12 protein-coding genes and 1 pseudogene are annotated in these 12459 nt (G+C 70.2%); 7 read left to right on the plus strand and 6 right to left on the minus strand.

All coding sequences use genetic code 11. The features are described from left to right. Positions 1-6: 6 nt before the first annotated feature. Entirely contained in the window at positions 7-885 is an 879-nt protein-coding gene (locus Q9R28_RS00350; protein ID WP_311205248.1) for an HNH endonuclease family protein, read from the minus strand. A 93-nt stretch (positions 886-978) separates the two neighbouring features. On the opposite strand from Q9R28_RS00350, the gene Q9R28_RS00355 reads away from it, so the two are divergent. Further along, on the plus strand, positions 979-1758 hold the full coding sequence (locus Q9R28_RS00355) for an aldo/keto reductase (protein ID WP_271826446.1): 780 nt from the start codon (positions 979-981) through the stop codon (positions 1756-1758). 19 nt (positions 1759-1777) lie between these two features. Here Q9R28_RS00355 and Q9R28_RS00360 read toward each other — a convergent pair whose 3' ends face one another. The 3 genes from Q9R28_RS00360 to Q9R28_RS00370 are packed head-to-tail and all read right to left on the minus strand — an operon-like array spanning position 1778 to position 5866. Beyond that, on the minus strand, positions 1778-2194 hold the full coding sequence (locus tag Q9R28_RS00360; RefSeq protein WP_311205547.1) for a PIN domain-containing protein: 417 nt from the start codon (positions 2192-2194) through the stop codon (positions 1778-1780). Beyond that, entirely contained in the window at positions 2194-2490 is a 297-nt protein-coding gene (locus Q9R28_RS00365; RefSeq protein ID WP_311205249.1) for a hypothetical protein, read from the minus strand. The genes Q9R28_RS00360 and Q9R28_RS00365 overlap by 1 nt, the downstream gene beginning before the upstream one ends. A 55-nt stretch (positions 2491-2545) precedes the next feature. Beyond that, positions 2546-5866 (minus strand): DEAD/DEAH box helicase, encoded by a 3321-nt coding sequence (locus tag Q9R28_RS00370; protein ID WP_311205250.1) that lies wholly within the window; start codon positions 5864-5866, stop codon positions 2546-2548. A gap of 95 nt (positions 5867-5961) precedes the next feature. Between Q9R28_RS00370 and Q9R28_RS00375 the strand changes: the two genes are divergently transcribed. From Q9R28_RS00375 to Q9R28_RS00385, 3 genes are all read left to right on the plus strand, one after another. Further along, on the plus strand, positions 5962-6525 hold the full coding sequence (locus Q9R28_RS00375) for a hypothetical protein (protein ID WP_311205251.1): 564 nt from the start codon (positions 5962-5964) through the stop codon (positions 6523-6525). A 64-nt stretch (positions 6526-6589) separates the two neighbouring features. Next, on the plus strand, positions 6590-7039 hold the full coding sequence (locus Q9R28_RS00380; protein ID WP_235426535.1) for a BLUF domain-containing protein: 450 nt from the start codon (positions 6590-6592) through the stop codon (positions 7037-7039). 72 nt (positions 7040-7111) lie between these two features. Then, on the plus strand, positions 7112-7399 hold the full coding sequence (locus tag Q9R28_RS00385) for a hypothetical protein (RefSeq protein ID WP_251154894.1): 288 nt from the start codon (positions 7112-7114) through the stop codon (positions 7397-7399). Positions 7400-7471: 72 nt separating this feature from the next. On the opposite strand, the gene Q9R28_RS00390 is transcribed toward Q9R28_RS00385, so the two are convergent. After that, positions 7472-8395, minus strand: coding sequence for a hypothetical protein (locus Q9R28_RS00390; protein ID WP_311205252.1), 924 nt, complete (start codon positions 8393-8395; stop codon positions 7472-7474). A 159-nt stretch (positions 8396-8554) separates the two neighbouring features. Here Q9R28_RS00390 and Q9R28_RS00395 point away from each other — a divergent pair, with 159 nt between their 5' ends. The 3 genes and pseudogenes from Q9R28_RS00395 to Q9R28_RS16815 all read left to right on the plus strand — a co-directional run. After that, positions 8555-9076 (plus strand): hypothetical protein, encoded by a 522-nt coding sequence (locus tag Q9R28_RS00395; protein WP_311205253.1) that lies wholly within the window; start codon positions 8555-8557, stop codon positions 9074-9076. A 248-nt stretch (positions 9077-9324) separates the two neighbouring features. Beyond that, positions 9325-9951: a hypothetical protein gene (locus Q9R28_RS00400; RefSeq protein WP_311205254.1), complete on the plus strand. Its 627-nt coding sequence runs from the start codon at positions 9325-9327 to the stop codon at positions 9949-9951. Positions 9952-10507: 556 nt separating this feature from the next. After that, positions 10508-10885 (plus strand): annotated as a pseudogene (locus Q9R28_RS16815) (hypothetical protein); the annotation flags it as partial. 110 nt (positions 10886-10995) lie between these two features. Here Q9R28_RS16815 and Q9R28_RS00410 read toward each other — a convergent pair. Next, entirely contained in the window at positions 10996-12417 is a 1422-nt protein-coding gene (locus Q9R28_RS00410; protein WP_311205256.1) for an amino acid permease, read from the minus strand. Between the last annotated feature and the right edge of the window lie 42 nt (positions 12418-12459).

Genomic DNA, 12459 nt, shown 5'->3' on the forward strand with positions numbered 1-12459 from the left:
AGCCGCTCAGCAGCGCGCGAGCACCCGCTCCATCGCCTCGCGCTCCGCGGGCGCCACCCAGAGCCGGTACGTCGTCTTCACCGTGATCTGGTGCTCGACGTAGGTGCAGCGGAACTCCGTGTCCGCGGGGAGCCACGTCGCTGCGTCGCCCGAGCGCTTCTGCGCGTTCGAGTGGCCGTCGACGGCGAACAGGTTCGCGGGGTCGTTCGCCAGGGCTTCGCGCTGCTCCTGCGTCAGCTGCTGTGCGCCGGTGCGCCAGGCGTTCTCGAGCGCGACGACGTGGTCGATCTGCACGAGGGTCGAGGTCCGGTTCCCGCGGACGAAGTCCACCCGCTCGCCGGTGTAGGGGGAGACCAGCGTGCCACGCAGGACCTTGCAGGGCCCCTGCCGCTCGATGTCCGTCAGGTCGCGGGCGAGCACGTCGTTCCGGGTGTCGCAGCCGTTGTGGTCGACGTCGAGCCAGGCGGTGCCGAAGCGGGCCTCGCGGTCGTAGCCGGTCGCGGCGGCCTTGCCCTTCACGGGCAGGGCAGCGAGCTCGCGGCGGGCGGTCGCGGCTGGGGTCGCGTCGGTCGGGCTGGTCGCGTCGGTCGCCTCGGTCGGGCTGGTCGGCTCGGTCGCGTCGACGGTCGGCCGGGAGGCGCCGCCCGCCTCGGCCCCACCGCCCGCGTCGGCCGTCGGTGCGGTGGTGATCGTCGGTGCGGCCGTCGACGAGGACGTCCCGTCCGCGGCGTCGTCGGCGTCCGCGTCGGTCACGCCGGTGGTGTGCAGCAGCCAGCCGGCGAGGGCGACGACCGCGACGAGACCGAGCGACGTCAGCGACGCCCGAGCCCTGCGGCGCGAGGAGGTGGAACGGGCGGAACGCGGACGGCGTCGACGGGACGTCATGGGAGGCCTTCGGTGGTGCGGTGGAGCGGGCCCGGGTGGACCGTCCACGATCATCCCGTGCGGCACCGACGAACCAGGGCGTAGACACGGGGCATGACCGATCACGCGAACCCCTCCGTGCCCGTCACCGGTGGATCGATGCCGCTCCTCGGCTTCGGCACCTGGCAGATCCCCGACGCCGACGCTCCCGCCGCCGTGGGCGCTGCGCTCGAGGCCGGCTACCGCCACATCGACACCGCCACGGGCTACTCGAACCAGCGCGGCGTGGGGAAGGCGCTCGCCGACGCCGGCCTGGCCCGCGACGACGTCTTCGTCACGACGAAGCTCCCGCCGGACAACGCCGACCGGGTGCGCCAGACCATCGAGGAGAGCCTCGAGCAGCTCGGGCTCGACCACCTCGACCTGTGGCTCGTGCACTGGCCGCCGAACGGCGAGGCCCGACCCGACGTGTGGGAGCAGGTCGTCCAGGCGCAGGCCGACGGGCTGACCCGTGCGGTGGGCGTGAGCAACTACTCGCTCGCGCAGATCGACGAGCTGACCGACGCGACCGGGACGACCCCGGCCGTGAACCAGATCCGGTGGAGCCCCGCCGAGTACGACGCCGAGGTCGCCGCGGGGCTGCACGAACGCGGCGTGGTGCTCGAGGGCTACAGCCCGTTCAAGGCGAGCAACTTGCAGGACCCGACGCTCGTCGAGATCGCGGAGGCGAACGACGCCGACAGCGCGCAGGTCATCGTCGCGTGGCACGTGGCGCACGGGTTCGTCGTGATCCCGAAGTCGTCGAACCCGGAGCGCATCCGGTCGAACGCGCTCGGGGCGCACCTCGAGCTGACCGCCGACGAGGTGTCGCGGATCGACGGTCTCGCCGGCTGACCCGGTCGCGACGGCGGGCTCAGGTCGGGAACGGCCAGGGCCCGCCGTCGTCGTAGGGCTCGGCGAGGTCGAGTCCCTCGGCGCGTGCGATGCGGCGGAGCTTCCGGTCGAAGGTGGCGAGCTGGCCGTGCACGGCCTGCGCCGTGACGAGGACGACCGCGTCCGGCATGCCGAGCCGGCGGCTGGCGCGAATGTCCGCCGCCCGGCGTGCGGTACGGCCCGTGACCGGGACGACCGACACGCCGAGTCGTTCGATGGTGCCGCGCTCACGGTCGGCGTGCCCACGGGACGCCGGTCGCACGAGCATCTCGGCGAGGGTCAGGGCCGAGGTGCAGAACTCGTCCCACGCGTGGTCCTCGACCAGGTCGTACGCCCGCTCGTGCAGGCCGTCGCCCTCGTCGAGCAGCGCGATCACGACGTTCGCGTCGAGGACCATCACCGTGCCGGCCGCCTCCGCCGATGCCCCTCGGACGCGCTCGACCAGACGCCTCGGCTGCCGCCGAAGGAGCCGCCGAGCGTGACCTCGGCGCCGTTGCGCAGGCGGAAGGTGGACGTCGCCGTGGTGCCGTCACGCCGGACCACTCCTGTTCGCGGCGGCGCCTGATCGGCGTGGGACTCGAGATCGGCGTGCGGCTCGACGTCCGGATCGGCCGGAGTCGGTGTCAGGAGGCCCGCGACCGGGACCTGCGGAGCGGGACGGGGCTGGGCGGAGCGGCTGGTCTCGACGAACATGCGGCGACGGTACCGACGCGGGCGTCCGGACGCGAAGGAGTTCGTATGTCGCGGCTCAGGTGAGGAGCGAGCGGATGTCCTCGGCGGTCAGGTCGTCGGCGAACAGGGCGTCGTCGTCGATCATGGTCGCGAAGAGTTCGGCCTTCTTGGCGGCGAGGGCGAGGACCTTCTCCTCGATGGTGTCCTCGGCGATGAAGCGCTGCACGTTCACGGAGCGGGTCTGCCCGATGCGGTGCGTCCGGTCGACCGCCTGGGACTCGGCGGCCGGGTTCCACCAGGGATCGAGCACGAAGACGGTGTCCGCCTCGGTCAGCGTCAGCCCGAAGCCGCCGGCCTTGAGGGAGATGAGGAACGCCGGTGCCGCGCCGGTCCGGAAGCGGTCGATGACGTGCGGGCGCTTCCGGGTCGAGCCGTCGAGGTACTCGTACCCGATGCCGCGGGCGTCGAGTGCCTCGGCGACCATGCGCAGGAACGTGGTGAACTGGCTGAAGACCAGGGCGCGGCGGCCCTCGGCGGCGAGCTGCTCGAGCTCGTCGAGCAGCAGGTCGAGCTTCGCCGAGGGGATGGGATCCGCACCGGCAGCGACGTCGTCGTCGGCGTCGGGGTCCGTCTGCTGCACGAGTGCCGGCGACAGGGCGAGCATCCGGAGGAGGGTCAGCGACCGGAAGACGATCATTCGGTTGCGCGCCAGGTCGTCGATGAGGTCGAGGACCTTCAGGCGCTCCCGGTTGAGGGTCCGCTCGTACAGCGCGCGGTGCGCGGGGTCGAGCGTCACCCGGACGACCTGCTCCTGCTTCGGCGGCAGGTCGGCGGCGACGCTCTCCTTCGTCCGGCGGAGCATGAGCGGTCGGATCCGACGCCGGAGCCGGTCGGTGAGCTCCTTGCGGGCGTCCCCGCGCAGGTCGGGGGAGCCGAGCGGCTTGACGTAGTCGTCACCGAACCGGGACCACGACGACAGCAGCCCGGGCGCGACGACGTGGAACAGCGCCCAGAGGTCGGTCAACCCGTTCTCGAGCGGGGTCCCAGTGACCGCGAACTTGACCGGCGCGGGCAGCTCGGCGGCGACCCGGTGGGTCTGCGACTGCGGGTTCTTCACGAACTGCGCCTCGTCGAGCACGAGCGCCGACCAGGACACTCCGGTGTACTCGGCGGCGTCGAGCCGGAGCAGTGCGTACGAGGTCACGACGACGTCGGACTCCGCCGCCGCTCGGGCGACCCGGGCGTGGTCCTTGAGCGAGGTCGCGGTGACGGCGGTCACCCGCAGGGAGGGGGTGAAGCGGGCTGCCTCGTCCGCCCAGTTGCCGACGACCGAGGTCGGCGCGACGACGAGGAACGGCGGAGCGTCGGGCTCGGACCGGCGGGCGGCGGCGATCATGGACAGCACCTGCAGGGTCTTGCCGAGGCCCATGTCGTCGGCGAGCACCCCGCCGATGCCGTGCTCCCGCAGGAACCGGAGCCAGGCGTAGCCGGCGTGCTGGTAGGGGCGGAGCTCGGCGTGCACGGTGTCCGGCACGGGGACCTCGTCCTGCGGTGCGGCGTCGAGCAGACCCGCTGCGATCCGCTGCCAGCGCTCGTCGTGCTCCGTCTCGTCGGCCAGCTGGTCGAACTCCGACCACAGTCCGGCCTGCAGCGGGGTCACCGTCAGGGCCTGGTCGGGTTCCCACTCGTCGAGCTCGCGCGCTTCCTCGATGAGTTCCTTGAGCCGGTCGAACGTCGGGTCGGCCAGCGACAGGTACGACCCGTCGATGAGCTTCATGCGGCGGTCACGCTTCGCCAGCGCCCGGAGCAGCGGGGTGAACGGGATCTGCCGCCCGTTCACGGTGACGAAGATGCCGAGGTCGAACCAGTCGTGCTTCTCGGACGGCATCGTCGTGACGCGGATGTGCGGTCGCCCGGTCAGCCGCTCGTGGTCGCCGGGCTCGCCCTGCACGACCGTCCGGACACCGAGTGCGGGCAGGGCCGGCAGGAGTTCGGTCGCGAAGACGGCGACGTCCGCACCGTCGACCGTGCCGTCCTCGAACCAGGCGAGACCGCCGCCGGGGCCGGTCGTCACGGACTCGTCGGCGGCGTGCAGCCCGCTGAGGTCGGGGAGCGGCCCGTGCAGCGTGACCGGGTCCTTCCGTCCGTCGACGTGCCACCGCCACTGCAGGTGCAGGCGGTCGTCGGTCCGGGGTGCCCGGGCGGGTTCGAACGTCGCCGTCAGGACGAGCTCGGGCGGTGTCCGCTCGGGGAGTTCGACCGAGCCGTCGGAGCTGACGAGACCGAGCGCGCCGCGGAGCCGCGGCGACCAGTCGGCCAGGAACTCGTCGACGGCATCGGACGGCACGGTGATGCGCGCGCCCTCGACGAGCATGCGGCGCTGGTCCTCGGGGACCGGAACCGGGGTCGGGGCGAGGGTGACGTGGAACTCGGGGCTCTCGCGGAAGGCGTAGACACCGTGGTCGCCGATCGTGCGCGCCGAGCCGTCGGGTACCGGGCGCCCGTCGACGACCGCACTCGCACCGATGACGAGCGCGCCGTCGTGCCGGGCTGCGTCGAGGAGTACGCGCGCGTCGCCGCCGAGGACCGCGCCGCCCTCGCGCTTGCCCGTCACGAAGGCGATCCCGAGTCCGGCTGCCTGCCGGAGCAGCGGCCAGAGCAGGGGGCTGCCGAAGTCGTCGAGGTGCACCCAGTCGCTCTCGCCGGGGAGTCCCGCGAGCTGCCCGGCGCGGTGCAGCGCGGAGAACTGCAGGAACCAGGCGTGCTGTTCGGGCGCGATGCCGAGCCGGTTCATCGAGTAGGGGAGCGTGCCCCAGGTGAGCTGCCCGCGGACCCAGTTGCCGGCGGCGCTGCGGGTCACCGGGCGGACGCCGAGCCGGACGCTGCGGGCACGGGACGGCAGCGCCCGGCCGGCGGCGCGCGCACGGGAGGCGAGCGCGGCGGGGACCGCGTCGCGCAACTCGAACTGCAGACCCGTGGGGGTGCCCTGCGGGGTGACCGCCCGGTCGTCGTCACCGGCGAGGCGGGCGAGGTCGAGCCTCCAGTCCGGGGCAGGTGGTGGGGCGAGGGGAGCCGCTGCTCGGGGTTCGGCGGCGAGGGCACGCGCGTTGATGGTGAGGAGCGCGGCGGCGACGTGCTTGCAGTCGCCGCCGAGGGGGCAGGAACAGGTGCTGCGGACGGGGCGGACGAACTCGCCGCGGGCGACGGTGGTCTCGACGCGGAGCTCGTAGGGGTCGTCGGCGGAGCCGGAGACGGTCGCGGTGACCGTGCCGTCGTCGTCGTGCCAGGTGGCGTCCTCGACCAGGCCCGCGCGGACGACGTCGCGCGCACGGCCGAAGGTCTGCGGCCCGACGAACCGGATGACGTCGACGGCGTCGATCATCGGGGCGGCGGGCACGGGTCCATCGTGCCAGGCGCCACCGACCTCCGCTGCTGGCCCTCCGCTGCTAGCGTGGGCGGGCGCCGGACGGCGCGCGACACGAGGGGGATCGCATGGGGAACGCAGCGCGCGGCGCAGTCGTGGTGGCAGGGGCGGTGGCGACGGTGGTCGCCCTGTCGGGGTGCAGTGTGCTCGGGGCGGGGACACGGACGGCCGAGGCGCCGGCTCCGAGCGCGAGCGCGACGACGGCGGCGACGCCCGGCACGGCGTCGTGTGACCTGGCCTCCGGGACCGGTTCGGTGTCGATCGAGGAGACCGCGGACGCCTACCGCGTCGAGTGGTCCGGCGTGCCGACGGACGACGACGGGGCGCGGCAGGAGTACCAGGTGCAGCTCGGCACCGCGTCGCAGGACGACCACATCACGATGTACATCGAGTTCGACAGCATCACCGGGGCGACCACCTACGGATGGTTCGACCCGGACACGCTCGACGTCGATCCGGTGCCCGGTGACCCGGACACGTCGGCCGGCACCGTGGTCGGTGTCTTCCCGAAGCAGCGGGACATCGACGCTTCGTACTGGTCGCCGTCGTGGTCGAAGACCACCACCGAGGACTCGGACACGACGTACTGCACCGAGGACGGTCAGGTCCTCGACTGGACGCCGCTCGACTGACGTGACTTGTCCGCGTCCCGTTCTGGGGGCGTCGCTGACAGCAGCTCAGGTGCAGGATCGATGCGTGCTGCAGTCACTGGTGTACATGAGTTCCGCCACCGAGCCCTTCGACGAGGGTGACCTCGAGGCGGTGCTCGACCACGCCCGGACACGGAACACCGCCGACGGGCTGACCGGCATGCTCGTGCACCGCGGCGGGCGCTTCATGCAGCTGCTCGAGGGGCCGTACGACGCGGTGATGGCGACCTACGCGCGCATCGTCGCGGACGAGCGGCACGACGACGTCCGGCTGCTCGTCGAGGAGTCCATCCACACGCGGCGGTTCCCGGAGTGGTCGATGGCGTACGACCGCGAGACCGACGGCGTCGAGGTGCCCGAGGGCTTCAGCACCTTCCTCGACCGCGGAGACGACAGCGCCGACCAGAGCCGCCCCCGCGAGCTGCTGCGGTGGTTCCGCAACCACCCGATGGCGGACCCGACGGCGGCGAAGGGCAAGCACCGGCGCGACGCCTGACGCCCTGCCGCCGTCGCGCTCGGAGACCCGGATCGATCGGGTCATACTGGTTCGGTGACGACACTGCGAGGCATGATCCGCTCGACCGAGACGCGCGAGGCCGAGGGCTACGCGGACTCCGTCGTGGCGGCCAAGGAGGCAGCCGTCGCCGCACTCGACCTGGACGGGTTCGCGCTGCTGCAGACGAACGCGGTCGAGAGCAAGGCGACGGGGGAGACCACGATCAAGGCGACCGCGCGGTCGACCGCGACGCGGGAGCACGAGGCGTCCGGACCGAACTACGAGGCGGCGCTGGCGGCGTACCGGAACACCGTGCCGGAGGGGTGGCAGGCACAGCACGTGTGGGTGGTGGCGGAGTAGCACGTCCGGCGTCGTTGTTCGGTCCTGCTCGTCCTGCTCGTCCTGCTCCTCCTGCTCGTTCTTGCTCGTTCCTCAGCCGGTGGGCGCGCCCGTCACGGGTTCGTCGACCCTGTAGACCGTCGGCTCCGGGACGGGCACGGAAGCGTGCTGCCGGAGCCAGAAGCCGCCACCGCCCACGGTGAGCCGGTAGGGGCCGGGGGCCCGGTCGTACCGTCGTGCGACGGCGTCCCGGTTGTCGGCGAAGATGCCCCGGGAGAGGGTGAGGTGCCCGCAGTCCGTCGTCTCGAGCGACACGGCCGGGTGCGAGGACCCCACACCCTTCAACGAGCGGTTGGACACGGTGACGGCTCGCGCCGACGTGATCGTGCAGGTCACCTGCTCCTGGTGCGCGTCGTCGTAGGCGATCATGACGGGCAGCCCCGGGAACGCCGACAGCGTCGTGAGGAAGAAGGCCACGGAGAACAGCGTGAAGAGCACGTTGCGCACCCGTCTGGGCTCCCGGTCGACGGTGAGCTTGTCGAAGAAGCTCGTGAACGCCGTCCACGGTTCGGTGGCGTTCTGTTCGAGCCAGTGGACGAGGACGTCGTGGTTGTGGCGGAACCGGTCCGTGGAGAAGCCTCGACCACGCGCGGTCCTGCCGCGGATCGTGGTGTTGCCCGGTCCCGAGGCGCTGAACCCGACGAGTTCGCCGGGCGAGATCGTCACGGTCCGCCGCATGTGCGGTACCACCTCGAGCCGATCGGGGAACACACGGATGCGGTTCCGGATGCTCCCGACGCTCAGGTACAGGCCGAGGACGCCGGCGACGAGCACCAGGCCGCTCGTCCACAGCTGGGTGAACCAGGCACTTCCGAACACCAGGCGGGTCGAGGCCAGCCAGACCCCGAGCGCGAGGACGCCCGCGCACAGTGCTGTCCACGCGACCGGTGCGATGACGCCGCCGCGGACCGTGACCGGGCGCGCCCCGGCGACGGCCCGTGCCGTTTCCCCCACCATGAAACGACCATACCGACCGAGGAGCAACAACCACGCGCGGTTGCCCGTCACGGAACCCGTAGGAGGAAGTACCGATGCCCAAAATCATTGCCCCAACGCGGCGATCGCTCCTATTTGAAGCGCTCGCCGTGGGGTGACCTTGGTGGGTAGGGTCCAGACGTGCATGACGTCTATGACTGGTTGAAGGACATCGGGCTGCCGACTCTGGTCGGCGTCGGTTCCATCGCTGTAGGCCTGGTCGCGGCCCTCGTAGCGCGACAGTCGCACAACCTCGCCGTGCAGGTGCGGAAGGATGAGGCGAAGCGGGACGAGTTTGCTGCCCGGGAGCGATACCGGGATCAGTTGTTCCGGACAGTCGAGCCGGCAATCGCGCTGGTGATGGACCTTCGAACTGCTCTGATCACCGGCGACCAGAACGCGTTTCAGACGCGCGGTGCCCACGCGGCCGTGTTCGCACGGCTAAGTTTCATTTCGGCCATCGCCAATGAGGACGACCGTGCTGTCTCAGAGGCCGCGATCGACAGGTACGAAGCAGCGGCGCAGACAAGCGATAAGGAGGCTTTGAAGCGCGCTTTGATAGCGATCGCGCTCGCTCTCCCCAGGCTTTGCGCCGCTGATCGGGATCCCACAGGACTCGTGCTAGCGCTCAAAGATTCAGAAAGCACCTCAGCCGCTGATTGACGGGGCAGGAAGCCGATCAGCGGAGTCCCTCGTATCGAGGAGCTCAGCGTGCATCGCGTTTTTGCCTGCTCGGACAGCTGCTGACCGAGTTGGGTGGCAACGTTCGGATTGAAGGACACCTGGGTGGCGCGGCCGGCCTCGAGCGTCACGACACCCGCCTCCGCGGTGACGGGTAGACCGCCCGTGGTGTGGATCGGGGTAGGCAAGCTTCCTTTTTGGGTGATGGGGTCGCGGGGTACTGTCAGTGAGTGATGCTGATGGAGACCGACTGGCACCCGATATGGATCTCGTACGAGTGGTGGCGGGACATTGGCGTGCCTACGCTCGGGGCGATCGGCAGCGTCGCTGTCGGCGTAGGCGCGATCGTTGTCGCGGTGCGCAGTGCACAGATCGCGAAGGCGGCCACCGATCGTGAGGACGATGCCGCGAAGCGCACGGACCGTCGCGTGTTCGGGTTGCTCGCCACAAAGTGGTTGACAGTGGCAGTTGACGACCTCTTCCGTCACGGCATCGATAGCTTGTTCGAGGACCAGGAGAAAAAGGTTGGCGACAAGGAGCAGCGTTCAGTCGGGAATTACAAGCAAGAGCTCGACACGCTCGCGGCGGCAACCGGCCAGTATAGCGTGGAGCTTCTCGAATCGACGCAGAAGCGGCTTGATCAAGTCGGCGAGCTCGGGACGAGCCGCGGGCGGGCCCTCGCGATTCTGAGCCATCGCTACTTGCTGCAGTCGATACAGGCGTGGACTGCGGACCCACTGAGCTGGTATGAGATGGAGCTAGAGACGCGGCGTGACGACTACGACGTCTCGCGATTTGTTGCGCGCCTTCCCGCCGGTCGCTTAGATCAGCGGGCCGGCCAGGACGAGCACCCCTGACCCTAGGTGTTCGCTCGAGCGCGCCAGGCCGTGCAGTCCGGACCGAACCGTGACGGGCTTGTTCAATTGCGCGGTACCGACGTCGGACCTCACCGGTCCGGGACATTTGGTCAACGCGACGTTTGCCGATGATGCTGGGAGGAGCGTCTCGGGCTTTGAGGGCAGCTTTCAGTGAAGGTGCTCGCGCGCTTCGCCTTGAGATGCTCGTCTAAGTCGAGGCCGATCTTGCAGGTGACGAGAGCGAAGACGGCCGTCGTGGCGAGCCGGCGGCGGCGACGAGCGTCTTCTTCACGGGGTCCTTCTCGGGCATCGCTGACGGAGACGTGATCGTCGAAGACATCCAGTCGAACGCCGGCGACTCCGGGTAAACCGACGACGGGTCCGTGGGGTCCGGCAACGTTGACGGCGACCGCCGTCGCTACACGCAGGATCCACTCAAGGGCGAGAAGCTCCCGGCGGTGCGGAAGGCCGAGCATGCGAGGCGGGTACCGACCGGCGCAGAGTTGCGCGCTTTCAACGAGAAGTTCACCCCGGCGAATCGAGGGTCATTGGCGTCATGGGGATCGCCGGCGTCCGTATTGTTGAGGGTGCCGGCCTGCAAGTCAGCGATGTCGCGCTCGTGCCGTCCCGGAACAATCACCTGCAACAGCAGATTCAGAACCGCGTCGGCGGTTTCGACGTCGTAGGACCAAAGCACGCATCCGAGCGCGTAGTGCTGCACCAGACGAGCCGAGGACGCGATTGTCGCGGCACTTCACAGTCATCAGTGTGCACGGGAAACAGCGGTGGCTGTTCGGACGACCGCCGTCTCCAACCCCTCCGCCACTACCTCGTCAACGCCTGCCAGGATGCCGGCATCAAGGGCATAGCGCCCCACTACCTTCGCGAGCACTACGCCTCGGGACTGATTCGTGGAGGGCTCCACGCGGTTGCCGTGTCGCGCGCGCTCGGACACCGGTCGCTCGCCATTGCGCTCGAGGTCTACGCACACATCTGGCCCGATGCTGCGGAGCCCGACCGCCGATTCTGCTCACGATTTGCGGACTACCGGCTCCCAGAAGCCTCGGATCCCGCCAGCTTGCTGTGCTTCCGCGAGTACCCGAAGTACACCCCGAGCCCGATCGCGAACCAGATCGCGAACCGCACCCAGGTCTCCCACTGCAGGAACGTCACGAGCCACAGTGAGGCGACGACCCCGATGATCGGCACGACGGGCATGAACGGGAGACGGAACTGCCGGTCGAGGTCGGGCTGCCGGTAGCGCAGCACGATCACCGCCGAGCAGACGACCACGAACGCGAGCAGGATCCCGATGTTCGTCAGCTCCGCGACGACGCCGATCGGCAGCACCCCGGCGAGCACCGCCGACGCGATGCCGAGGATCCACGTCACCCGTGTGGGCACGTGTCGCTTCGGGTCGGTCTTCGCGAACCACTTCGGCATGAGCCCGTCCCGGCTCATCGAGAACCAGACGCGCGAGGCCCCGAGCATGAAGGTGACCAGCACGGTCACGATGCCGACGATCGCCCCGATCGCGATGACGTTCGCGACCCCGCCGAGCCCGACCGATGCGAACGCCGACGAGAACCCCGAGGCGGGGTCGATGTCGGTGTACTTCTGCATGCCGGTGAGCACGAGCGTCGCCAGGACGTAGAGCACCATCGCGATGCCGAGCGACAGCAGGATCGCCTTCGGCATGTGCTTCCGCGCGTCGGTGGACTCCTCGGCGGCGGTGGACATCGCGTCGTAGCCGAACACGGCGAAGAACACCGTGGCGGCGCCGGTCATCACGCCGCCGAAGCCGAACGGGAAGTACGGCGAGTAGTTCGCGCTGTTGATGTGGAAGACCCCGAGCACGACGATGAGCACGACGAGGGCGACCTTGATCGCGACGGCGACGAGCTCGAAGCGCGCCGCGCTCCGGATGCCCCGGGTCAGCACGAACGCGGTGAGCAGGCAGAGGACGATCGCGAACACGTCGACGACGTGGCCGTCACCGGTCCCGGGCGCGCCGAGCATCCACGCGGGCAGCTCGATGCCGAACTGGCCGACCAGGAACCCGACGTAGCCCGAGATACCGATCGCGACGACGGCGACGATCGCGGTGTACTCGAGCAGCAGGTCCCAGCCGATGAACCACCCGACGACCTCGCCGAGCACGGCGTACCCGTACGTGTAGGCGCTGCCGGCCTTCGGGATCATCCCGGCGAACTCGGCGTACGACAGCGCGGCGGCGGCACTGGCGACACCGGCGATCAGGAAGCTGATGAGGACGGCGGGGCCGGCGACGCCGTTCGCGACGGTGCCGGCGAGGGTGAAGATGCCCGCGCCGATGATGCCGCCGATGCCGATGGCCGTGAGCTGCCAGAGCCCGAGGTGCCGTTTCAGGCCGCCCTCGCCCTCGGGGTCGTCGTCGATCGTGTCGATGGGCTTCCGCCGGAAGATCCCCTGTGTCGTCGTCGTCACGCGCCCACTCTGCTCCTTCTGCGGCGGCGGTGGTAGACCCGG

It is taken from the genome of Curtobacterium sp. BRD11, assembly GCF_031844345.1.
Taxonomy (GTDB): Bacteria; Actinomycetota; Actinomycetes; order Actinomycetales; family Microbacteriaceae; genus Curtobacterium.